Raw genomic sequence first — 22,497 nt, forward strand, 5'->3', positions numbered from 1 at the left:
CAGTTGGGGTTTTGTTTTTGTGCGTGAAAAAAACAGGGCTGGTCGTTGCACATTTTGCACAGTTATTTTCAGCTCATGGCACTAGAATAGGTCCAACTTTTTCAGAGTCAGAGCCTTTATGCCGGATCCGGTTGACGCCCAAGGGCTGTCAGAATTACCACTAGAAAATCTGGTTGCCTGCCATGAGTGTGACTTGCTCATGCGTAAACCTGAACTTGCCCATGGCGAAAAAGCCCTGTGCCCGCGCTGTGGCTACGAGCTTTATGCCAATCGGTACAACGTCGTACAGCGCAGTCTCGCCCTGGTCATCGCCGCCTTGTTGTTGTTTATTCCGGCGAACTTTTTACCCATCATGCAGCTCAATCTACTCGGGCAGTCTTCGCAAGACACTGTCTGGAGCGGAGTTGTGGCCCTTTTTGACACGGGCATGCAAAGCGTTTCAGTGATTGTGTTCCTGTGCAGCATGGGGATCCCGCTGCTCAAGCTATTGTGCCAACTGGCCGTATTGTTGAGTATCCGTTTCGATGTCGGACGCAGCTACGGCTTGTTGCTCTATCGCATTTATCACCATATACGCGAATGGGGGATGCTCGAGGTTTACTTCATGGGCGTACTGGTGGCGATCGTAAAACTGGCAGATATGGCAGCCATCACCGTAGGCCTCGGCCTGGCGTGCTTCATTGGTTTGTTGCTGGTTCAAGTCTGGCTGGAGGTCGTAATGTCGCCTCACCAGATCTGGCAAGCGTTATCAGGAGAGGATGCCCATGCGGGCGATTGATGCAGGCATTCTGATTTGCAAGGAATGTCATGAATTGAACAGGCAGGAAGCTGATACCGATGAGCAAGTCTGTACGCGCTGCGGAGCGCTGGTGCATGCCCGCAGCCCGAATAGCCTGGTGCGAACCTGGGCATTGCTGATTACCGCCGCCATTCTTTACATACCGGCCAACTTGTTGCCGATCATGACCGTGAACTCCCTGGGCAAAGGTGCGCCCAGCACGATCATGGCGGGTGTGATCGAGTTGGTGCACTACGGCATGTTCCCCATTGCGGCCGTGGTGTTTATCGCCAGTATCCTGGTGCCCACCTTCAAGCTGGTGGGCATCGGCCTGCTGCTGTTTTCCGTGCAGCGCCGTCAGCCCCTTTCGGCTCGCCAGCGTATCTGGATGTACCGTTTCATTGAATTCATCGGCCGCTGGTCGATGCTCGATATCTTTGTGATCGCCATTCTCGTGGCGGTCGTGAATTTTGGACGGCTTGCCAGCATCGAAGCCAATCTTGGCGCCATCGCTTTCGCCACGGTGGTGATTCTGACGATGCTTGCTGCGGTAACTTTTGATCCCCGACTGATTTGGGATAACACGGAGTCGGACGACGACCATGACTGATTTGCCTGTAGCGAAAACCCGACCGGCTTCGAACTGGTCTGCCATTTGGGTGTTGCCCCTGATTGCCTTGATCATCGGCGGCTGGCTCGGCTGGCGTGCCTATAACGAGACCGGTATCGAGATTCAGGTGCGTTTTGAGAGCGGCGAGGGCATTCAGGCCAACAAGACCGAAGTTGTCTATAAGGGCATGTCGGTCGGCAAGGTCAAACGCCTCAAGCTTGATGACGAAGGCAGTTCCAAAGGCGTGATCGCCAGCATCGAAATGAACAAGGACGTAGAGCAATACCTGCGGACCAGCACGCGTTTCTGGCTGGTCAAGCCGAGCGTTACGCTGGCGGGGATTACCGGTCTTGAGACGCTGGTTTCAGGTAACTATGTCGCCATCAGCCCGGGGGAAGGCGAGCCGGTCCGCAAGTTCAAGGCCCTGGCCCAGGAACCGCCACTTTCCGATGCCCAGCCCGGCCTGCACTTGACCATCAAGGCTGACCGCCTGGGTTCGCTGAACCGTGGCAGTCCGGTGTTCTACAAACAAATCAAAGTGGGCCAGATCAAAAGCTATGTGTTGTCCGAGGACCAGAGCACCGTCGAGCTCAAGGTCTTCATTGAGCCGACTTACGCCAAACTGGTGCGCAAGCACACACGTTTCTGGAACGCCAGCGGCATCAGCATCGATGCCAATCTGTCGGGTGTGAAGGTTCGCAGTGAATCCCTGGCCAGCATCGTCGCTGGCGGCATTGCCTTCGCCACCCCGGAAAACCGCAAGGACAGCCCGCCTACCGACCCAAGCCTGCCGTTCAGGCTCTATGAAGACTTCGATGCAGCGGCGGCCGGTATCCGGGTCAAGGTCAAGCTCAGCGACTTCGAAGGCTTGCAGGCCGGTCGTACGCCGGTGATGTACAAAGGCATTCAGGTCGGCAATCTCAAGGCGCTGAAGGTCGATCCTGACCTGTCCGGGGCCACCGCTGAGTTGACGATGGACCCGTTGGCCGAGGATTACCTGGTCGAAGGCACCCAGTTCTGGGTGGTCAAACCGTCGATTTCCCTGGCGGGGATTACCGGCCTCGAGGCGTTGGTCAAAGGCAACTACATCGCTGTGCGGCCTGGCGACAAGGGTTCGGCGCCACAACGGGAGTTTGCGGCACGGGCCAAGGCGCCACCGCTGGATCTGCGTGCACCGGGCCTGCACCTGGTGTTGTTCACGGAAAATCTCGGCTCGCTGGAAGTCGGCAGCCCGGTTCTCTACAAGCAGGTCAAAGTCGGCTCCGTACAGAGCTATCAGTTCTCACGCACCAAGAAACAACTGATCATTGGCGTGCACATCGAGAAGGAATACGAAGGCCTGGTCAACGCCTCGACGCGCTTCTGGAACGCCAGTGGCATCACCCTCACGGGCGGACTGACCGGCGGGGTCCAGGTTAAAAGCGAGTCGCTGCAGAGCTTGATGGCCGGCGGCATTGCCTTCGAGACCCCGCAGGAAAAAGCCCCGCTGCAGAAGCGTATTCCACGTTTCCGTCTGTTCGCGAACCATGAAGACGCCACGCAGAAAGGCGAAGTCATCACGCTCAAGCTCGATCGCGCTGATGGCCTGCGTACCGGCACTCCGATTCGTTTCAAGGGGCTGGATGTCGGCAAGGTGGAGGACGTTGATCTCAGCGAGGACCTGCAATCGGTGCTGCTGACCGCGCGGATTACCGAAGTGCCGGAGCGCATCGCCCGGGTCGGCAGTCAGTTCTGGGTGGTCAAGCCTGAACTGGGCCTGATCAAGACGTCCAACCTCGAAACCCTGGTGACCGGGCAATACATCGAGGTGCAACCGGCGCAGAAGAACCTGGGACCGCAGAAAAACTTTGTCGCTTTGGCCGCAGCTCCCGAAACCCCCAAGCAGGAAGCGGGATTGAGTCTGGTGCTGAGCGCAGCCCGTCGTGGTTCGCTGAAGGCCGGTGTACCAGTGACCTATCGCGAAATCACCGTGGGCAAGGTGACCGGTTATGAGCTGGGCCAGACCGCTGATCGCGTCCTGATCCATATCCTGATCGAACCGAAGTACGCGCCACTGGTACGCAGCGGTACACGGTTCTGGAACACCAGCGGTTTCGACTTCGATGTCGGTCTGTTCAGAGGTGCAACGGTGCGCACAGAATCCCTGGAGACGATGATTCAGGGCGGTGTCGCCTTTGCCACGCCGGATGGCGAACGTATGGGCAGCCCGGCGCAACCGGAGCAGACGTTCGCGTTGTTCGACAAGTTTGAAGAGGAATGGCTGGGCTGGGCGCCGAAGATATCGCTGGGTAAATAGTCTGAGGGTTATGTGGCGTCAGTGATGACGCCTTCGCGGGCTTGCCCGCGAAGAGGCCCTGAAGTTCACTGAAAAGCTAAATGACACACCTATGAAAAAGGCCGCGATCCATTGGATCGCGGCCTTTTTCATTGCCTTCGATTCAAGCCTCAGACCGCATCCAGCTCCGGTTCATCCGCTTGTTCGTTGACCGTTGCCTTTACCTGATCGTGACGACGGATGTACTTCCAGTCCGCCTCATCGATGTAGATGCCGGCCGGACCGCTGCCGCCTTCCAGGTCGATGGCGACACTGGCGCAGACCTGCGGTTTCACGCTCGCCAGGATCGGCACGAAGCCCAGTTGCAGGCTGGTTTCCAGCAATGCGGCCTGGTTCTTCTCATCGATGTCCGCCGCCTCGTCGAGGTAGTACGGCAGGCGCACGCGACCGGCCTGGTCACGGTCCATCAGGTGCAGCAACAAGTACATGTTGGTCAGCGCCTTGATGGTCATGGTGGTGCCGTTGGAAGCGGCGCCGTCGATGTCGGTGTGGATCACCGGTTGGCCGTTGACCTTGGTGATCTCGAACGCCAGTTCGAACAAGTCCTTGAGGCCGAGTTGGTTGTGGTTGGCCGCGACCAGCCGTGCCAGGTATTCCTTGGCCTCTTCGTTCTTGTTGTCCTGCTCGGCGCTTTGGCTGAGGTCGAAGACCGACAGGGTTTCGCCTTCTTCGTACTGACCGGCGCTGTGGATGATCTGGTCGATGTGCTTGAGCGCTTCCTTGTTCGGGGCGAGCACGATGCGGAAGCTTTGCAGGTTGGAGACCTGGCGTTTGTTGATCTCGCGGTTGAACAGTGCCAGTTGGTGTTCGAGGCTGTCGTAGTCGCTGCGGATGTTGCGCAGGGTCCGGGCGATGTCCGTCACGGCGGCACGACGAGCCTTGCCCAGGGTCAGGGCTTCGTCGGTACGGTGCGCATAGGCGTTGATCAGCAGTTGCAGGCGACGCTCCATATCGTCTTCGCTGTCAAACTTGGCCACGCCTTTGAGGCGCACCTGAGCGTACAGCGCTTCGATCTGACCGTCGGCCCGCAGCAGGCCTTGCCAGCTGTCCTGATAGTCGTTGAGCAGTGGCAGCAGGTTGTCCATGGAATCGTCGATCGGGTCCATGAACGGCGTGCCGAACGGCAGGTCCGCCGGCAACAACTGACGGCGGCGCAGGGCGTCGTCGAGGGTGCGTTGCTTGGCTTCCATGTCGCCGATCTGGCGGCCGACCAGTTGCAGCTTGGCCGACAGTTGCTGGACGCGCTCGGTGAAGGCGTCGCTGGAGCGCTTCAGCTCGTCCTGCGCCGCTTCCATCTGCGCCAACTGTTCCAGCTTGTCGCCTTCCTCGGCGCTCAGGGTTTGCGCGCGACGGAAATCCTCCAGGGCTTTCTGCGCATCCAGCACTTGCTGGTACAGCGCTTCGGTCTGGGTCTTGCTCGCGGCGCGGTCGGCGGCCACGGCTTGCTGGGTTTTCAGTTGCTTGAGTTCTTTGTCCAGGCGTTCCTTCTGGTCGCGCAGGGCCGCACGGTCAGCCAGGGACTGCAATGCCGGCGGCTCGATGTGCGAGATGTCGATGGACAGGCCCGGCACTTCGAAACGTTCACCTTTGAAGCCGTCGAGGATCAGTTCTACGGACTTCACCCAGTCGCCGTTCTCGTCGAGGGTGATGCCGTGTTCGCCCAATGGCAGGCTGAACAGCGCGCTGTTGAACAAGCGCATCAGGCGCTCGACGTCTTGCTGCGAGAATTCTTCGCGCAGGCGGGCGTAGCTGTTGTTGTCGGCGTGATCGAGTTGCTGCTTGACCGACTTCAGGCGTTTTTCCAGATCGCGCAGACGCTCTTCGAGGTCTTCGGCGCTGAACTGTCGGGACTGCGCCAGCGCACCAGCCAGTTCGTCGTGGGCATCCTTGGCGGCCAGCAGTTGCTGCTCCAGCACCTTGACGTCATCGACCAGGGCGAAGCGATGCTTGAGCACCGACAGTTCGCCGAGCCAGCGCTGGATGCCGGTGATTTCCCGCTCCAGACGCATCAGTTCCTGGGTGCCACCGCGCTGGTCGTTTTGCAGGGCGTCCTGCTCGTTGCGGTAGTGCTCGGCCTGAATGGTCAGCTCTTCCTTGCGCGCACTGGCGTAGTCCGACCATGTGCCCAGCAAGGAGTCGAGCAGTGGCGAGATCCGGTGCAGCTTGCCGCGCAGGATGTCGCGTTGCTTCACACCGTTGGCCAGGGCTTCGACCAGCGGGCCTGCGGCGACCAGCGAGTTGTAGTCCTGCTCCATGCGTCGTACATCGCGGAACGCTTCTTCGCACGCGGCGATGTAGTCGACGCTGCCGGAACGCAGGCTGTGTTCGAAGGCATCGAGGAACAGTTGCTTGAGCTTGGCCGCGGTGATTTCGCGCATGTGCAGCAGGTTGATGAACAGCGCGCGGAAGGTCTTCAGGCTCTGCTCGCTGGTGGAGCGCAATGGAATCAGCGTCAGGTCCAGCGGGATCGAGGTGTGACCGCCGACCAGCAAACGGCGCAGTTCGTCCGGCTTGAGTTCGTAGGCTTTCAGGCCTTCGCGCTCGAGGTTGGTGAACAGTTCTTTCTGGCGCAGGCAGGTATCGTTTTTCTGGTAGTGGGCCAGGTCCAGCTTGCCGGCATAGGCAAAGAACTGGTGACCGAAGCCGCCGCCTGGGCCGCGGCCGACCACACCGATCACGTGGGGGCCGTGGGGCAGGTTCACTTCCACCAGGATGTAACTGGTGTCCGAGGCGAAGTAGAAGCGCCGGGATTGCTCCAGGCTGTACTTGCCGAAGCTCATGTCCGACATGCGCGCCAGGATCGGGAACTGCAAGGCGTTGATCGAGGCGGATTTACCGAGGTTGTTCGCGCCGTAGACCGACAGCGGCTCTTCCAGCGGGAACAGGCCGAGGCTGTAGCCGGCGGTGTTCAAAAGGGCAAAGCGGCGGATGCCGTAACGTTCCTTGCTCATGCGTCGAGCTCCTGTTCTTCGGCGATGGCGCGGGCCAGGGCGTCTTCTTCGCTTTCATCTTCAAATTCTGCGAGGTCGAGCGGGTCGTCGGTCTGCAGCAGTTTTTCGTCGCTGTCTTCGTCGATCAGCACCGGCACCGGCAACGGCAGGACGCTGTGCAGGCTGGCGGCCAGATCGCGGTCCTGCTGCACCGACAGGCACACATCGAGGAAACGGTGCATCGGCGGCAGGAAACGGTAGATACCGTTTTCTTCGCTGGCAAAGCCGAGCTGGGTCATGCGGCGCATGATCTTTTCTTCCAGCTCGTCCTGGGTCTGTACTTCGGCCTGGATGAACAGGTCGCGGTACTTTTCCAGCAACGACGGCAGCTCGTCGCGGCCGAGGCTGCCGCCGTCAAGCACGGAGATCGGGTCGCGGCCCTGGTCGGCCAGGTGCTCGACGAGGATGAAGGTGAACAGCGCCAGACGCTGCGCGGTCTTGTTCACCGTGGCGGCAGCGAGGTCCGGCACGAAGTAGTAGAAACCGCGGGTATCGCACACCAGTTCAAAGCCCAGGGCCTTGAACAGCGTGCGGTATTGGTCCTGAAAGTTCGACAACTGTGCGTACAGCTCCGGATCGCGGCGGCTGACGTGGTAACCCTTGAACAGCTCGCGAAAGATCGGTGCCAGATGGGACAGTTCGGATAGATCAAGTTGCATAGGAAGTACTTGCATGGAGGGTGCTCGCAGAATTCTCGGTGCCGTCGCTGACCGAGAGCAGGGCGAAGGAGCGCAGGCTGACCTGGTGCTCGTGAGTATGGTATTGGCGACGTTCCAGACGCTCGCGCTTGAAGCGTTTCTCCCGCGACAGGCGCGAGAACCAGTACAGCAATTCGTCGGTGGCGCCGTCCGGTTCCTGCTCCAGCAGCCAGGTCATCAGGTCCGGCATCGGCAGGGCGTCTTCGCAGCGTTCGAGCATTTCCCGAACGGTGCGTGGCGCCCGTGGTGCTTCGCCTTTCTGGGTCTTGTGCGCCTTGGGGAAGCGCGCCGGTTTCGGTTCGAAACGGGCCAACGCATAAACGTAGGCTTCGACCTGACTGGCACTACCGAGGAAGGTGCTCTGTGGGCGAGTGAACATCGGCATCGCCGCTTGTGGCACGGCATCGATGCCCTTGCGACGGATCATCGACAAGGCCAATGCGGCGCCACGGGTCACGGCGTTGTGCCGGCGCGCTTCCTCACGCAGCGGCAGCAGCAGTTCGCGGGCGTGACGCAGGGTCAGCTGGGCGCTGGTCTGCATTTCGAGGATGCGCGCGTGGGTGCGCAGCAGCATGTCGTCGTCGACCAGGTGGCCGAGGCGCTGCTGTTCGCTGAGCATCTTCAGCAGCACGGTTTCGACCTTGCGCACGCCTTGTTCGAAGGCGCCGTCGGCATTCACCAGATCAATCATCGGCTCGACGTATTCGTCCCAGGTCGCCAGCACTTCAGCGTAACGCTGGCGCAACGGAATCTGTCGATCGCTGGTTTTCGCCCGTTCGGCGACGGCCACCAGTGCCTGTTCGTCGTTATCGAGTTTTTTCAGCACGTCCCGCACGCGCATGTCGAGCAGTCGCAACTGGCGGGCCAGGTCATTGCCGTCGCGGATATCAAACGCATCCTGGATATAACCGGCCAGGCGCTCGAGGTGGCGCAGGTAGGCTTCGATTTCCAGGCACAGGCCCAGCCGGTGTTCACGGCGCAGGTAGGCGAGGAAGTCGTGAATCTGCGCATTGAGCTCGAAACGGTTCGGGCTTTTGGCCACGGGAACCAGAATATCGAGGCGAATCCACACATCCAGCAGGCTGGTGATGTCCTGCGGCGTACTGTCGAGTTGCTGGGCGGCCAGTTGCGTGCGCAGTTCGTTCAGGCTCAGTGTGCCTTGGTCGAAGTGCTCGCACAGTGGCTCCAGAAGTGCCCAGTGTTCAGCGAGGGCGCGCAAGACGCGCTTGGGTTCGATCATCGGAATGGCCGGCTGGTTGGCGATTAAAAGCGGCGATTGTACTGCATCGGGGGCAATGCGATTCAATCTCGGGACGGGCTGTCGACTTCTTTTCGGTAAAGTGCATCGATCAACTGCGGGCGATCTTGAGCGAACGGCGGTAGAATCAGCGCACTTTAGTTATCCACAAGTGGCCGACCTTTGCTTATCGAGTCCCGTCGTCGCGCTTATCTGGCCGCCATGCAGGTGGTCAACTGGCTGCCGCGCACCGAATTGCCCTTTGCCGCGCCGTCGCGCCCCGAGCTGCTGGAGATCCCCGAGCCGGTTGTGGTCGCGCCTGTTGTGCCCGCAGTTGTGGCTCAGACGCCCGTGGCGCCTGTGGTCAAGCCGGCCGAGCGGGCGAAGATCGAGGTGCCGCGACCATCGCTGGCGAGCACCCGCGCCGGGGCCAAACCGGTGGAAGAGGCCGAAGAGGCCCCGGTCGTGGTCAAGGCGCCGATCGTGCCGCCGCCGCGTTTCGCCCTGCAATTGCTGCGGGCCGGGCGTTGCCTGCTGTTGGTGGAGTTACCCACAGGTGAATCCTTCCAGACGCGCGATCCTGCCTACCTGCTGCTCAAGGACATGCTGCGCGCCGCCGGTCTGCCGGACAGCCCGCAGATCGTCGGTGAACCGGTGCGTTGGCCGCTGCTGGTGCGTGGCACGATGGATCAGGGCCCGGAAGCGGCCCGCGACTTCGTGCAAGGTTTTCTCTCGGTGCGCATGGAAGAAACGCCCTGCGCCTGCTTGTGGCTGATCGGCCTGCCCGCAGTGCGATTTGCCGGCGAAGCGGATGCCGAGGCGTTCAACCGCGAATTGCAGATCGAAGGCCTGGGCTCGGCCTGGGCGGTGCCGGGCCTGGAATTATTAATGGAAGAGCCACAGCGTAAGGCTGATGTCTGGCAAGCCATGCGTCGGCTGATGGCGCGCTGGAAAGAATCGAATGAGTGACGCTGTATCGTTTCGCCCGATGACCGAGGCGGACCTGGAAACTGTACTGAAAATCGAATACGCGGCCTACAGCCATCCCTGGACCCGCGGGATTTTCCTCGACGGCCTGGGCAAGTATCAGATCTGGCTGATGTTCGAAGGTCAGCAACAGGTCGGCCACGGTGTGGTGCAGATCATCCTCGACGAGGCGCACCTGCTGAACATTACGGTCAAGCCGGAAAACCAGGGCCGTGGCCTGGGGCTGACATTACTGGAGCATTTGATGTCGATTGCCTACAAGGCCGACGCCCGGGAGTGTTTCCTGGAAGTGCGCGACAGCAATACCGCTGCGTTCAAGCTGTATGAGCGATATGGTTTCAACGAAATCGGCCGGCGTCGGGATTACTACCCGGCGGTGGGCGGGCGCGAAGATGCGGTGGTCATGGCCTGCACCTTGGTGGATTGAGTCATACCTGTCTGTGGCGAGGGAGCTTGCTCCCGCTGGGTCGCGAAGCGGCCCCCGAGAGAAATGGGGGATGTGATTTGCGATTGCTTCGCAGCCGAACGGGAGCAAGCTCCCTCGCCACAGGATCAACGTTTTTTGTCGAGAGGATCGCGCAGCGCCAGTTCAGCCTCATCCAGCCCATTACCACCGCCAATATCGTCCTCATCGACGATGCTCAGGTCCCAATCCGCGCGGCTATCATTGCCCGCTTCATGGGCATCCCGGGCGCCGTCTTCACGGATCAGGGTTTCCGGGCTCAGGTCGTCGTCGGTCGGTTGATGGTCACCGGTCTGGCCCGCTTCACCACCGCGCTGGCGTGGCATCCGTTGCTCGCGCTCCTTTTCCGGCAGTTCGTCACCGATTCTGGCGCTGGGTTCTTCGGTGTCGAAATCCAGCTCACGCACCGAGCCCATGCGGTCTTCGTTGTCATCGACGGGTTCCGGTTGCACCGCATCGTACGGACGTCGTGAATCATTCATGGTAATTCCTCATACTGTAGGCCTTACTACGGTTGACCTACTTGGCGACCGAGAATTCCACCGGCATGGAGCCCCGTGTACCGGATCAGGAGAGCATCTGCATTTCGCGCGTGACCCCGACGGGCGGTTGTCAGTCAAAGCTGCGCATCATTCTTGAGGCTTCAAAGCATGAACGAATTACAAGATCTGATTGATAACAACGAGCGTTGGGCCGCTGCGATCAAGGAGGAAGATCCTGACTTCTTCGCCAAGCTGGCTCGCCAACAGACCCCTGAGTTCCTGTGGATCGGTTGTTCCGACGCCCGGGTGCCGGCCAACGAGATCGTCGGCATGCTGCCGGGCGATCTGTTCGTACACCGTAATGTGGCCAACGTCGTGCTGCACACCGACCTCAACTGCCTGTCGGTGATTCAGTACGCGGTCGATGTACTCAAGGTTAAGCACATTCTGGTCACCGGCCATTATGGCTGCGGCGGTGTGCGCGCTTCGATGCAGGATCGACAATTCGGCCTGATCGACGGCTGGCTGCGTTCGATTCGCGATCTCTATTATGAAAAACGCGAAGAACTGGCCAAATACGCCACCGAAGAGGAGCGCGTCGACCGCCTCTGCGAACTCAACGTGATCCAGCAGGTGGCCAACGTCGGTCACACCAGCATTGTGCAAAACGCCTGGCACCGCGGGCAGAGCCTGTCGATCCACGGCTGCATCTACGGCATCAAGGATGGCCGCTGGAAGAGCCTGAATGCGACTATCAGCGGTTTCGAGCAACTGCCTCCGCAGTACCGCCTGCGTCCGTTCGAGCCTCTGTGAAACCCTTCGTTACAGACTTCGCCGACGCCACTGCTGCAAAAACAGCTGGCCGTCGGCGTTCGGCTCTTCATCGTAGCCGGTAATCCAGCCACGGCACTCGTATGAGCCGCACTGGCAGGCGAACTGGCGTTGCAGTTTGTCTTCGCTGGCGGCGAAGTCCATGGTCAGCCAGTCACCCTTGTTGATGTCCTTCAGCGTCCATAACCACAACTCACTCAAGTCCAGAAAGACATTGGGGTCGCAGGAGTGTCGCAACAGTCCGCAGAAGCGCGGGTCGTAGACGTGCACACCCGGGGCGAGCTGGCGGGTATGCCGGCAGCGATAGGGCAGCAAGTGCCCCGACGCCCGGCAGAGACGAGTGATTCGCGGGAATTCGCGCCGCGCGGCAATAGCCGTGGCTTCGCCCTTGGCGTTTTCAATGATTTCGAAGTCGGCCAGGGAAGGAAATCCCAGGTGAACGGGCAGCTCCGAAAAGGGGTAAACACCTTGCGGCGGTTGTGGGCGTTTTCGTTGAGAGGCGTGAGCTTTCATAACGATCCCTGTCTGCTGGGTGCTGCGACTTCCTTGCGTCGACGGTCCTGTCGGCACAGCAGCACATGGGTTCAGCCCAAGCCTCTCGCAGTTACTACAGACGGTCTACTGTCATAAGTGACAGATTAGGCCGCCATTCATCGGGTTAAAACGGCGGAGCAGGTTTCGCCGTGGCTGGCGCCGGGGTCTTGAGCTGTTTGAGCTGTGACACGATCGAAGCTGTCGCGCATTTACCCACAGCCTGTTGGGGCGACAGGTTGCGGATCGAGGTATAGAACAGCTCACAGGTTTTTTCTTTCTGGGCCACTTGCCAGGTTTGCCGGCAGGTATTGAGCTCAAGGTCTGGATTGCTGTCCGGTTGGCGGCCCATGGTGGCCTGCCAGCACGCAGCACTCAAATCCTGGCCCATGACTTTCAGGCCTGCCGCATCGGCCTTGGCCTGGGCGTCACTGCCGGTGTAGCTTGCCGGATCGGCGGCATACCAAATGTAGCTCGGGTGGTTGGAGCCCAATACGGGGACTTTTACGCCGTTGTCCGGGGAGATCTGGACCAGGCTCAACACGTTCACCGTCTGCCCGTATTGCTCTTTGATCCAGTTACGCACCGGTGTGCCGAAGGCGACCATTGGCAGGGCTGCGCCGCTGGCGTTCAGGCTGACTTCCTTGACCATGGTGGTCTGGTAGTCCTTGAAGTAGCCGTAGACGCCTTCGAGGTCCTTGCCCGCGTTGGACGGCGCGGCAATCGGGGCGATGTCGATGATCGTCTGGTAGCCCGGCGTCTGCCCGGCCGGGATGCCATTGGCGGTCAGCAGCGTGGCCCAGCGATCCGTGGTGGCGGACCTCAGGTAATCCTGGGCCTGGGTCAGCGAATAGTCTGGCGGGAAGTGAAGCAGTTCGACGCTTTTGCGGTTTTCCAGGGCCATGCCCAGCGGTAGGAACAGGTACCAGCTATACGCCCACTTGCCATCGGCATTCAGTTTGCTGGCGCCGTTGTAGGCCAGGTCTCCGGCGTCGAGTATCGCGGCCAGGGGCTTTTCATAGCCGTCGGGCACGCCGATGATTTCTGCGTGGAGCTGACCATTGTCGGTCTTGACCAGAACCTTCGCCTCGCTGTAGCCATCACGCTGCACGCTTTGGGTCAGGTAATGCTCGACGGTTTGCTCAAGCGTCCAGTTGCGAAAGCAGATCACGTTACAGTTGTTGGGGTAGGCGAAGAGGCGGGTAACGCGTTCGGTCGTGCCCAGCTTCAAATTGACATCGGCGTGGGCGGTGGTGCTCAGGGTGAGGGCTGCGAGGGTGAGTGCCGCGAGTTTGAACATGCTCAGATCCTTTTCAGCGTATTAAGACCAGCAGTTACTGAAACAGACGGGGCGGAACAAAAAGGGCCGATATCAATACCGGCCCTTTTTTATGGTTACGGCATGACCGGCGGCAAATACGCCAGCGTCGTCCCCAGTGCCCATAACAACACTAGCACCAGCGGCGTGTGCACCAGCAACTGCACGAACGAGAAGCCGATCAGGTCTCGCGCCTTCAACCCCAGCACGCCCAACAACGGCAGCATGTAGAACGGGTTGATCAGGTTCGGCAAGGCTTCGGCGGCGTTGTAGATCTGTACCGCCCAGCCCAGGTGATAGTTCAGGTCATTGGCCACCTGCATCACGTACGGCGCCTCGATGATCCACTTGCCGCCGCCGGACGGAATGAAGAAGCCGAGGATCGCCGAGTACACGCCCATCAGCAGGGCATAGGTGTCGTGGGAGGCGATGCTGACGAAAAAGGTCGAGATGTGGTGTGCCAGGGTCTGCGCATCGGCGCCCTTGACCGTGGTCATCAGCGCGGCGATCGAGCCGTACAGCGGGAACTGGATCAACACACCGGTGGTGGTCGGCACTGCGCGGGACACGGCGTCCAGAAAGCTGCGCGGACGCCAGTGCAGCAGGGCGCCGAGCATGATGAACAGGAAGTTGTAGGTGTTCAGCCCGGAAATCGCACTGATCGCCGGTTTGGTCGAGAACTCGTGGAACAGCCAGCCACCGGCCAGCAGCACCAGCAGGATCATCAGCAGCGGGCTGTATTCCAGCCATTCGCCGGGACGGGTGCGCGGTTGCAGCGGTGGCAGGTTGAAGCTCGGGTCGACGCCGCACGCCTTGGCGTCACGCGCCGAGTTCGGACCTGGCGCGGTGGCGTAGGCGATGATCAGCGAAATCACGATCAACGCCAGCAGCATGGCACCGGACTGCCAGAGGAAAATCGTCTGCGTGAACGGAATCACCCCGGTGATCGACAGAATCGATGGCGGCAGGCTGGCCGGATTGGCCTGCAATTGTGCGGCCGATGACGACAGGCCCAAGGCCCACACCGCGCCCAGCCCCAGATAGGCGGCAGCACCAGCAGCGCGGTAGTCCATCTTCAGATCGGTACGACGGGCAAGGGCGCGCACCAGCAAACCACCGAACACCAGGGACAGGCCCCAGTTCAGCAACGACGCGACCATCGAGATCAGCGCGACCCAGGCCACGGCGGAGCGGCCGTTTTTCGGCAGTTTGGCCAGACGGTCAATCAGCTTCACCGCTGGCGGCGAACTGGCGACCACATAACCGCCGATCACCACGAAGGCCATCTGCATGGTGAAGGGGATCAGGCTCCAGAAGCCATCACCAAAGGCCATCGCAGCGTCGGTGGGCTTTGCACCCATCGCGATGGTGGCCAGGGCCACGATAATCACCGCCAGGGCAGCAAACACCCAGGAGTCGGGAAACCAGCGTTCGGCAAAACTTGAGCAGCGCAGGGCAAAGCGGGCGGAGCGACTATCTTCGATATCAGCGGCCACGGGGGGTACCTCGGATTTTTATGTTTGTTGTGGTCTTCGGGGCAGTAACCGCCCGTCTGGACAGACGCCAACATTAATTCAAGCCGAGGATTTTTGCGGGGCTGTTTCGTGGCTATGGGACTTTGGTCTAACGGGTTGTCCGTCGGTGCATTTGCGTAGACCATGGGCGCCTTGGTTTTTGCCTGTGCCAGAGTTCTTTTCATGACTGCCAACACCGATTCGCGCCCGACGCCGTTCAACCGCTCGGACTACAAGACCCTGGGGCTCGCCGCTCTTGGCGGGGCGCTGGAAATCTACGATTTCATCATCTTCGTGTTTTTTGCCCTGACCCTCAGCCAGTTGTTCTTCCCGCCGGAAATGCCCGAGTGGCTGCGTCTGCTGCAAAGCTTCGGGATCTTCGTCACCGGTTACCTGGCGCGACCGTTGGGCGGCATCCTGATGGCGCATTTCGCCGACCGTCTGGGGCGCAAGAAAGTCTTCAGCCTGAGCATCCTGATGATGGCGTTGCCTTGCCTGCTGATCGGGATCATGCCGACCTACGCGCAAATCGGCTATTTCGCCCCCTTGCTGCTCTTGGCTCTGCGCATTCTCCAGGGCGCGGCGGTGGGCGGTGAGGTGCCCAGTGCCTGGGTGTTCGTCGCCGAGCACGCACCCATCGCCCATCGCGGCTATGCCCTGGGTTTCTTGCAGGCGGGGCTGACATTCGGTTATTTGATCGGCGCATTGACCGCCACCTTCCTGGCACAGGCGTTCACTGCGGCGGAAATCCTCGATTACGCCTGGCGTTACCCCTTCCTGCTGGGTGGCGTTTTTGGGGTGATTGGCGTCTGGCTGCGTCGCTGGCTCAGCGAAACCCCGGTGTTCATGGCCATGCAGGCGCAACGCGAGGCGGCCGGCGAACTGCCGCTGCGCACGGTCTTGCGCGAGCATCGCCTGGCCATTTTGCCGGCGATGATTCTCACCTGTGTGCTGACCTCGGCCGTGGTGGTGTTCGTGGTCATCACCCCGACCATGATGCAGAAAACCTTTGGCATGACCGCCAGCCATACCTTCGCCTTGAGCGCACTGGGCATCGTGTTCTTGAACATCGGCTGCGTGCTCGCCGGGCTGCTGGTCGATCGCATCGGCGCCTGGCGCACGGTGATGCTCTATAGCCTGCTGCTGCCGCTGGGCATCGGCGTGCTGTATGCCAGCCTGATCATGGGCGGCGACTGGATCGGTTTGGCCTACGCCGTGGCAGGGTTGTCCTGCGGGGTGGTCGGCGCGGTGCCATCGGTGATGGTCAGCCTGTTTCCGGCGCGGATTCGCGTCTCGGGCATCTCGTTCACCTACAACATTGCCTACGCCGCATGGGCGAGTGTCACGCCGCTGTTGTTGATCGGCCTGATGCCGTGGAGTCCATGGATCTGCGTGATGTTCAGTGCGGTGATGGGGGTGGTGGGCGTGGGCAGCGCGGCTTATTTCGGTACACGGATGCCGAGAATCGCAGGCTGTTCCACTGCTGGCGCGCATTGATTGTGCGCATCACGACTATTTTTTGTAGGACAAGCCCGGAACACGCTTAAGTAAATGTTTCCAAGGCCGATGGTTAGGCTGCATATCGCTTTCTACCCATGTCCATCGGTGCTTTCCCATGTTCAATAAACGCTTGAAGCAGGAGCTGTCGGCTCTTCGTGAAGAACTCTCCAGCCTTCAGCAAGTGAAGGAAAGTCTGGAAAGCGAGATGCTGGTGCTGACCCTCGACAGCGATGGACGGGTTCAGTCGGTCAATCAGAACTTCCTTGGCGAAATGCATTACAAGAGCGGCGATCTGATTGGCCGACACATCGACGACCTGGTCCCGGACCACGTGAAATCCGATGAATTCCAGCAGCGTTTCAAGAGCGCGCTGACCCGTGGCGAGCACTTCGCCGGCGCAGTGCGCCTGTTGCGCGGTACCGGCCAGGAAGCGTGGTTGCGTTCGATCCTGCAACCGGTGCGCTCGGCAGATGGGCGGATCAGGCATTTTTCGATTTTCTCCAGCGACCTTACCCGCACCATCGAGGCCTCCCGCGAACACGAGAACCTGATCGGCGCGCTGGTGCGCTCTACAGCGGTGATCGAATTCGACCTCAATGGCAACGTGCTGACCGCCAACGACCGCTTCCTCAGTGGCATGGCTTACAGCCTGGCGCAGATCAAAGGCAAGCATCACCGCACCTTCTGCCTGCCGGAGGAGTACAACAGTGCCGAGTACCAGGACTTCTGGCGTCGCCTGAACGCGGGCGAGTACGTAGCCGACCGTTTCAAACGTGTCGACAGCCATGGTCGTACGGTCTGGCTGGAGGCGTCCTACAACCCGGTGGCCGATGCCAACAACAAGCTCTACAAGGTGGTGAAGTTCGCCACGGTGATTACCGATCAGGTCAATCAGGAACAAGCCGTCGCCGAGGCCGCCAACATTGCCTACAGCACCTCGCAGCAAACCGACCAAAGCGCCCAGCGCGGTAACGCCGTGGTGACCCAGGCCGTGGACGTGATGCGCGACCTGGCCAGGCATATGCAAACCGCTGGTGATGGCATCGAAGCCCTGAACGAGCAATCGCTGGTGATCGGTACCATTGTCAAAACCATCAGCGGCATTGCCGAGCAGACCAACCTGCTGGCGCTCAACGCGGCCATCGAAGCGGCCCGTGCGGGCGAGCAGGGGCGGGGCTTCGCCGTGGTGGCGGATGAGGTTCGGCAACTGGCTTCGCGCACCAGCCAGGCCACCGACGAAATCGTCCTCGTGGTGCGGCAGAACCAGGACATGGCGCGCAACGCCGTGGCCCTGATGACCGACGGCAAGCTTCAGGCCGAACAGGGCCTGGCGCTGGCGGCGGAAGCGGGCACGGTGATCGTCGAGATCCAGGACGGCGCGCAGAAAGTGGTCAATGCGGTGGGGCAGTTTGCCAATCAGTTGTCCAACTAGTGTCTAATCGTTAAGAGATCGCAGCAGCAACTCCTACAGGATGTACGTCAATCCAATGTAGGAGCTGCCGCAGACTGCGATCTTTTGATCTTTTGATTTCTATTCGGGCGGATCAATTCGATACAGCGCCCGGTTCACCGCCAGTTCCCCCAGCATGATGACTTGGGCAATCCCCAGCAGGGTATTGCGACTTGTCCCCTCCGTACGATCCGCCAGATCCATGGTCATGACATTGGCCGATGCCAGTGACTCGCAGGCATGAGTGAGTAGGGTTTCGGCATGGAGGTCCGTGTTGACGATAAACATGGTGCAGAGCTTGCGTGGGGTGGCGCGGATGTCAGCGGCTGAGGGGATACGTTCGGACGGCTCGTGAAGTGTATTTGAATCGAGGGTTTCTGAAGACGTTTCCGGATCGGTTTCCGGGGGGTTAGGTGTCGGTTTGAACATAGATGAAACTCCATATGGGATTGATGGAGTCATCACCCTCGCTACCAAACGAAAGGTGGTGACCATGCGAAGGTTGGTAGACCGGCCCATATGGCAAACCCGGCGCACCCGAGGGTGCCCTGCGCATGGTCGCCATTGATACAAGTGCCGTAGAAAAGCACCTGGAAATGGTGACGCTATACGCCATATGAGGACGGGCTACCAAACCCGATCGCTGTTTTTTTTCAGCGACCAGCAAACGATAAAACCCAGCCCCAAGGCGTACAAGCCGGCGGATTCTGGAGTATGTGTAGGCAACGACGCAAGGCGCTGTGGCTTTCACGAAGTAACCTTGAGGGCTTTTAAACACGCAGGGTTTGCGCTCTGGAGTAGCGTTCGACCCGAACGGTTTAACCCTGTCAAAAAGCAGCCGCGGCACTGGGCGCCGACAAGATAGCGAACGGTCCTACAGGTTAGTGGTGTTAACACTCGGACGCATCCTACGAGTGCGCCGGAAGCATCCTATATCAACCTTTTTTTCCTTCCTGAAAGCTGTCGAGCGCTTGAACGGGGATGGAAATGAAGCCTCCCCCAATGTCCCAGGGAGGTCCGTACTTGAACACCATTCTGCCCGTCTTCTTCGACCACAACCGCCACACACTCAAGATCGACCAGCTCGACACCCACCTCGACGTCCTCGCCTTCGAGGGCCATGAGTACCTTAGCCAACCCTACCTCTACCGCATCGAATTCACCGCCAGCGACCTCGACATCGGCGCGGAAAAATTCATCGGCCAGTTCGCTGAGTTCAGCCTGTACGACGCACCGTCCAACGTGCCCGTGTTCGACTGGGAAGTGCCCAAGCCACCCACACCGATGCGCACGCTGTACGGCCGCATCACCGGCTGCCAGCGCCTGTCCGGCTCAATCGACGAAGCCCGCTACGAAGTCACCCTGCAACCGCGCCTGGCCCTGCTCGATCGCGGCCAGCAAACGCGGATCTATCAGCACCAGTCCGTGCCAGACATCGTCAAAAGCATTCTGCGCGACCGCCACGGTCTGGACACCGGGCACTTTCGCTTCAACCTCAAGCGCGAGTACCCGCCGCGCGAGCAGGTGATGCAGTACCAGGAAAGCGACCTGGCTTTCATCAGCCGGATCCTGGCCGAGGTCGGCATCTGGTACCGCTGCATCCAGCACGAAGAGCTCGCCTTCGACGTCGTCGAGTTCTGCGACGACCAGCGCTGCTACCAGTTCGACGTCGAGCTGCCGCTGCACTCGCCCTCGGGCTTCAGCAACAGCGAGCAGGACAGCGTCTGGGCCCTGCAAACCCGCCATCGGGTGGTGGAACAGCACGTCAGCGTACGCGCCTATCACCCCGACGACAGCCGCGCCTGGCTCGACGGCGAGGTCGACCAGACCCTCGGCGAGCCCACCACTCACGGCGTGGCCACGACCCGTGGCGTCGCCGATAACACCTACGGCGACGCCTACCACTACGCCGAACCCTACCGCGTGCTCGGCAAGTCCCACCTGCGCGACGAAGACCTGCAAAGCGAAAGCGGCTTTTTCTATGCGCGCCTGCGCCACGAACGCTACCTCAACAACCAGACCCACCTGAGCGGCACCAGCAGCAGCGCCACCCTGGCCCCCGGCCAGGTCCTGACCATCAGCGGCGACGCCCCCAAGGCCTTCGCCTCCCGGGTGGTGATCACAAAGATCACCACCCGCGCCGCCCGCGACCGCAGCCTGACCTGCGATTTCGAAGCCATGCCCTACGCCTTGCGCCTGTGCTTTCGCCCAGAGGTCCCACCCAAACCACAGATCGCCGGCACCCTCCCGGCACGCATCACCCACCCCCAGAGCAACCCCCTGTACACCGAAATCGACCTGCAAGGGCGCTACCGGGTCAAATTCCTCTTCGACCGCGACACCTGGCCCGCCGGCCGCGAAAGCAAGTGGCTGCGCCAGGCCCGCGCCTACGCCGGCGACACCTACGGCCTGCACCTGCCACTGATCGCCGGTACCGAAGTGGCCATCGCCTTCGAACAGGGCGATCCGGACCGCCCCTACATCGCCCATGCCCTGCACGATGACCAGCACCCCGACCTGGTGACCCAGCGCAACGACCACCGCAATGTGCTGCGCACGCCGGCCAACAACAAGTTGCGCATGGATGACACGCGGGGGCAGGAGCACGTCAAGCTCAGTACCGAGTATGGCGGCAAGAGCCAGCTGAATCTGGGGCATCTGGTGGATGGCCAGCGGAAGAAGCGTGGGGAAGGGTTTGAGCTGCGTACGGATGATTGGGGCGCCATTCGTGGCGGCAAGGGTCTTTTCATCAGCGCGGACAAACAGGAGAAAGCCAAAGGTGCGCAACTCGACATGGACGCCGCCTTCGGCCGCCTGCAACAGGCCGGCGAACAACTGCAACAACTCTCGACCGACGCCCAAACCGCTAACGCCGATCCGGCCGACGTCGCGGCACAACTGAACCTGTTGCGCCAGGACCTCGAACAACTCAAATCCCAGGTCCTGCTGCTCAGCGCCCCGCAAGGCATCGCCCTGACCAGCGGCCAGCACCTGCAACTGGCCGCCGAGAAAAACCTGATGCTCAACGCCGGCGGTGAAGCCGACCTCAGCGTGGTCAAGCGCCTGTTCATCGGCGTCGGCCAGGGCCTGAGCCTGTTCGTGCGCAAGCTCGGCATCAAGCTGATCGCCAACCAGGGCTCGGTGAGCGTGCAGGCGCAAAACGATCGTCTGGAACTGATCGCCCGGCATGGTCTGAACATCACCAGCACCGAAGACGAAATCCACATCACCGCGAAGAAAAAAATCATCCTCAACGGCGGCGGCAGTTACCTCAGCTTGGATGAGTGCTGCATCGAGTCCGGCACGGCGGGCGACCACAAGGTCAAGGCGGCGCACTACGACTACAGTGGCCCCGCGAACATGAAGGCCACGCACCCGGACTACCCCAAAATCCTATCGAAAGAAATGATTAACCTGAGCCTGGCGCCCGCTCCGAACGCCTCCAGTCACGGTTGGGCCGGCATGCCCTACACGCTGTTGGCGGACGGCGCGGTACTCAAGAAAGGCGTGCTGGACAAGACCGGCCTCATATCGATTGACCATCAGGTGGTGACCCGAGGCTACCGCGTTGTCCTGGCCAACGGCACGGTTTACCAGATCCCGGTACCGACCGACTACCGCAATGCCGAGCAGGCGGTACTCGCCAATAAGGGCCTGCACAACCACCCCTCGCAAACCGATACCAGCGTCAACCAGCCCGCTTCGCACACCGATCATCGCGGGCAGTACGCCGCGCACATCGCCCCTCATGGAGAGAAAACCCGATGACTCAATTCGAATGCGTGGTGCCCATCGCGCTGCAGCACACCAACACGGCCACCTGCACGGCGCCCTGGTACGTATGCAACACCGAATACCATCCGGTAGGCGCTACCTATCAAGCGTTGATCAACGGCGAGGAAGCCTTCAAAGCCGTGTACGAGGCCATCGCGGCAGCAAAACAATCCGTCGACATCATCTGCTGGGGGTTCCAGCCGTCGATGTTTTTCATCCGCGACGGCAAGGCGCCGAGCATCGGTGAACTCCTCCTGGCCAAGGCCAGGACCAAGCCAGGCGTCAAGGTACGGATACTGGGTTGGGAAATGCCCTTCAATCTGGCGGGGGTGGGCGGCGAAGCCAACCTGCCGGGCAAAGGCTCGCTGCGTATCGCCGATCGGGCGCTGCAGCGCTCCACCGAGGTGCAATATACCGAAGACCGCGAGTGGTTTGCCCGCTGTGCGGTCTCAGGCAACAAAGCGGCGCAACAGGTCGCGAACGGCCTGCCAGCATTCGTCAGTCGTGGTTTCAGTTGGGAGGAAAGGGCTGAAATTTCCCATTGGGTGAAGTATGAAAGTCTCGACCCGGACATCAGCAGCAAGATGCGCCAAACCCTGAAGCTCACCGCCACCCACCACCAGAAGACCGTGCTGGTCGACTACGAACTCCCTGAAAGCGCCGTCGGTTTCGTCATGGGCCACAACATGCTCGACGAATATTGGGACACCTGTGCTCACACGGCGTTGAACCGTGCCGAAGGCAACAAGCCGGCACCCAACCAAGGCCCACGGGGCAACACCCCGCGCCAGGACATCTCCAGCCAGGTCAGCGGCCCCATCCTCGAACACCTGCACCACAACTTCGCCACGGCCTGGTTCAAGGAGACCGGCGAGGACCTGATGGCGTCGCGCGAGGCCAAGCTGCTCGGGCTGCAGCTGCAATGCAATCCCGGCGCAACGAAGCAAATCGCGCAGATCCTGCGCACCCAGGCCCAGGAAGGCAAACGCGACATTGAGA

General features: G+C 60.7%; 17 protein-coding genes and 2 pseudogenes. 11 read left to right on the forward strand and 8 right to left on the reverse strand.

The window, feature by feature from the left end; all coding sequences use genetic code 11:
- The first annotated feature begins 118 nt into the window (after positions 1–118).
- Genes VC35_RS27245 through VC35_RS27255 form a run of 3 tightly spaced genes read left to right on the forward strand, consistent with a single transcriptional unit; the run spans position 119 to position 3,684 of the window.
- Complete coding sequence (locus VC35_RS27245; RefSeq protein ID WP_046043779.1) at positions 119–778, forward strand: paraquat-inducible protein A; 660 nt, start codon at positions 119–121, stop codon at positions 776–778.
- Positions 765–1,388 (forward strand): paraquat-inducible protein A, encoded by a 624-nt coding sequence (locus tag VC35_RS27250; RefSeq protein WP_046043780.1) that lies wholly within the window; start codon positions 765–767, stop codon positions 1,386–1,388. Before VC35_RS27245 ends, VC35_RS27250 begins: the two co-directional genes overlap by 14 nt.
- The gene (locus VC35_RS27255) at positions 1,381–3,684 is read left to right on the forward strand and encodes a PqiB family protein (RefSeq protein WP_046043781.1); all 2,304 of its coding nucleotides are present in this window, start codon (positions 1,381–1,383) and stop codon (positions 3,682–3,684) included. Before VC35_RS27250 ends, VC35_RS27255 begins: the two co-directional genes overlap by 8 nt.
- A 149-nt stretch (positions 3,685–3,833) precedes the next feature.
- Here VC35_RS27255 and mksF read toward each other — a convergent pair whose 3' ends face one another.
- From mksF to mksB, 3 genes are read right to left on the reverse strand one after another with little or no spacing between them, the layout of a single operon-like run.
- Positions 3,834–6,674, reverse strand: coding sequence for an Mks condensin complex protein MksF (gene mksF, locus VC35_RS27260; protein ID WP_046043782.1), 2,841 nt, complete (start codon positions 6,672–6,674; stop codon positions 3,834–3,836).
- Positions 6,671–7,372: an Mks condensin complex protein MksE gene (gene mksE / locus VC35_RS27265; RefSeq protein ID WP_046043783.1), complete on the reverse strand. Its 702-nt coding sequence runs from the start codon at positions 7,370–7,372 to the stop codon at positions 6,671–6,673. The genes mksF and mksE overlap by 4 nt, the downstream gene beginning before the upstream one ends.
- Positions 7,362–8,651, reverse strand: a complete 1,290-nt coding sequence (mksB, locus tag VC35_RS27270) for an Mks condensin complex protein MksB (RefSeq protein WP_185754871.1) — start codon at positions 8,649–8,651, stop codon at positions 7,362–7,364. Before mksB ends, mksE begins: the two co-directional genes overlap by 11 nt.
- 219 nt (positions 8,652–8,870) lie before the next feature.
- Between mksB and VC35_RS27275 the strand changes: the two genes are divergently transcribed.
- Both VC35_RS27275 and rimI read left to right on the forward strand, forming a co-directional pair.
- Positions 8,871–9,617: a hypothetical protein gene (locus VC35_RS27275; protein WP_046043787.1), complete on the forward strand. Its 747-nt coding sequence runs from the start codon at positions 8,871–8,873 to the stop codon at positions 9,615–9,617.
- Complete coding sequence (gene rimI, locus VC35_RS27280; RefSeq protein WP_007978046.1) at positions 9,610–10,062, forward strand: ribosomal protein S18-alanine N-acetyltransferase; 453 nt, start codon at positions 9,610–9,612, stop codon at positions 10,060–10,062. The genes VC35_RS27275 and rimI overlap by 8 nt, the downstream gene beginning before the upstream one ends.
- Before the next feature lie 125 nt (positions 10,063–10,187).
- On the opposite strand, the gene VC35_RS27285 is transcribed toward rimI, so the two are convergent.
- A complete protein-coding gene (locus VC35_RS27285; RefSeq protein ID WP_046043789.1) occupies positions 10,188–10,580 on the reverse strand; it encodes a hypothetical protein in 393 nt (130 codons plus the stop codon).
- Positions 10,581–10,748: 168 nt separating this feature from the next.
- On the opposite strand from VC35_RS27285, the gene can reads away from it, so the two are divergent.
- On the forward strand, positions 10,749–11,393 hold the full coding sequence (gene can / locus VC35_RS27290) for a carbonate dehydratase (RefSeq protein ID WP_008046121.1): 645 nt from the start codon (positions 10,749–10,751) through the stop codon (positions 11,391–11,393).
- 9 nt (positions 11,394–11,402) lie between these two features.
- Here the strand turns inward: can and VC35_RS27295 are convergent, their stop codons facing one another.
- The 3 genes from VC35_RS27295 to VC35_RS27305 all read right to left on the reverse strand — a co-directional run bounded on the left by VC35_RS27295 (position 11,403) and on the right by VC35_RS27305 (position 14,756).
- Positions 11,403–11,924 carry an SET domain-containing protein gene (locus VC35_RS27295; protein WP_046043790.1) on the reverse strand — a complete coding sequence of 174 codons (522 nt, stop codon included), beginning with the start codon at positions 11,922–11,924 and terminating at the stop codon, positions 11,403–11,405.
- Between the two features lie 145 nt (positions 11,925–12,069).
- Positions 12,070–13,242 carry a hypothetical protein gene (locus tag VC35_RS27300; RefSeq protein ID WP_046043791.1) on the reverse strand — a complete coding sequence of 391 codons (1,173 nt, stop codon included), beginning with the start codon at positions 13,240–13,242 and terminating at the stop codon, positions 12,070–12,072.
- Between the two features lie 95 nt (positions 13,243–13,337).
- A complete protein-coding gene (locus VC35_RS27305; protein ID WP_046043792.1) occupies positions 13,338–14,756 on the reverse strand; it encodes a short-chain fatty acid transporter in 1,419 nt (472 codons plus the stop codon).
- A gap of 201 nt (positions 14,757–14,957) precedes the next feature.
- Here VC35_RS27305 and VC35_RS27310 point away from each other — a divergent pair, with 201 nt between their 5' ends.
- The 3 genes and pseudogenes from VC35_RS27310 to VC35_RS30425 form a co-directional block, all read left to right on the forward strand.
- Positions 14,958–16,271, forward strand: coding sequence for an MFS transporter (locus VC35_RS27310; protein WP_046043793.1), 1,314 nt, complete (start codon positions 14,958–14,960; stop codon positions 16,269–16,271).
- Positions 16,272–16,479: 208 nt separating this feature from the next.
- A pseudogene (locus VC35_RS30420) lies at positions 16,480–17,118 on the forward strand (PAS domain-containing protein); the annotation flags it as partial.
- 150 nt (positions 17,119–17,268) lie between these two features.
- Positions 17,269–17,706: pseudogene (locus VC35_RS30425) on the forward strand (methyl-accepting chemotaxis protein); the annotation flags it as partial.
- 99 nt (positions 17,707–17,805) lie between these two features.
- Here the strand turns inward: VC35_RS30425 and VC35_RS27320 are convergent.
- Entirely contained in the window at positions 17,806–18,153 is a 348-nt protein-coding gene (locus VC35_RS27320; RefSeq protein ID WP_046043796.1) for a DUF6124 family protein, read from the reverse strand.
- A 594-nt stretch (positions 18,154–18,747) separates the two neighbouring features.
- Between VC35_RS27320 and VC35_RS27325 the strand changes: the two genes are divergently transcribed.
- Positions 18,748–21,492, forward strand: coding sequence for a type VI secretion system Vgr family protein (locus tag VC35_RS27325; RefSeq protein ID WP_259674452.1), 2,745 nt, complete (start codon positions 18,748–18,750; stop codon positions 21,490–21,492).
- Positions 21,489–22,497: phospholipase D-like domain-containing protein (locus VC35_RS27330; RefSeq protein WP_046043799.1), on the forward strand; the 1,009-nt coding region annotated here is incomplete at its 3' end. The genes VC35_RS27325 and VC35_RS27330, both read left to right, overlap by 4 nt.

It is taken from the genome of Pseudomonas fluorescens, assembly GCF_000967965.1.
Lineage (GTDB): Bacteria > Pseudomonadota > Gammaproteobacteria > Pseudomonadales > Pseudomonadaceae > Aquipseudomonas > Aquipseudomonas grandcourensis.

What these genes read in the sequence shown, in the direction of transcription:
- VC35_RS27245 (WP_046043779.1), top strand. Translation starts at nt 119, where the DNA reads ATGCCGGATCCGGTTGACGCCCAAGGGCTGTCAGAATTACCACTAGAA.
- VC35_RS27250 (WP_046043780.1), top strand. Translation starts at nt 765, where the DNA reads ATGCGGGCGATTGATGCAGGCATTCTGATTTGCAAGGAATGTCATGAA.
- VC35_RS27255 (WP_046043781.1), top strand. Translation starts at nt 1,381, where the DNA reads ATGACTGATTTGCCTGTAGCGAAAACCCGACCGGCTTCGAACTGGTCT.
- mksF (WP_046043782.1), bottom strand. Translation starts at nt 6,674, where the DNA reads ATGAGCAAGGAACGTTACGGCATCCGCCGCTTTGCCCTTTTGAACACC.
- mksE (WP_046043783.1), bottom strand. Translation starts at nt 7,372, where the DNA reads ATGCAACTTGATCTATCCGAACTGTCCCATCTGGCACCGATCTTTCGC.
- mksB (WP_185754871.1), bottom strand. Translation starts at nt 8,651, where the DNA reads ATGATCGAACCCAAGCGCGTCTTGCGCGCCCTCGCTGAACACTGGGCA.
- VC35_RS27275 (WP_046043787.1), top strand. Translation starts at nt 8,871, where the DNA reads ATGCAGGTGGTCAACTGGCTGCCGCGCACCGAATTGCCCTTTGCCGCG.
- rimI (WP_007978046.1), top strand. Translation starts at nt 9,610, where the DNA reads ATGAGTGACGCTGTATCGTTTCGCCCGATGACCGAGGCGGACCTGGAA.
- VC35_RS27285 (WP_046043789.1), bottom strand. Translation starts at nt 10,580, where the DNA reads ATGAATGATTCACGACGTCCGTACGATGCGGTGCAACCGGAACCCGTC.
- can (WP_008046121.1), top strand. Translation starts at nt 10,749, where the DNA reads ATGAACGAATTACAAGATCTGATTGATAACAACGAGCGTTGGGCCGCT.
- VC35_RS27295 (WP_046043790.1), bottom strand. Translation starts at nt 11,924, where the DNA reads ATGAAAGCTCACGCCTCTCAACGAAAACGCCCACAACCGCCGCAAGGT.
- VC35_RS27300 (WP_046043791.1), bottom strand. Translation starts at nt 13,242, where the DNA reads ATGTTCAAACTCGCGGCACTCACCCTCGCAGCCCTCACCCTGAGCACC.
- VC35_RS27310 (WP_046043793.1), top strand. Translation starts at nt 14,958, where the DNA reads ATGACTGCCAACACCGATTCGCGCCCGACGCCGTTCAACCGCTCGGAC.
- VC35_RS27320 (WP_046043796.1), bottom strand. Translation starts at nt 18,153, where the DNA reads ATGTTCAAACCGACACCTAACCCCCCGGAAACCGATCCGGAAACGTCT.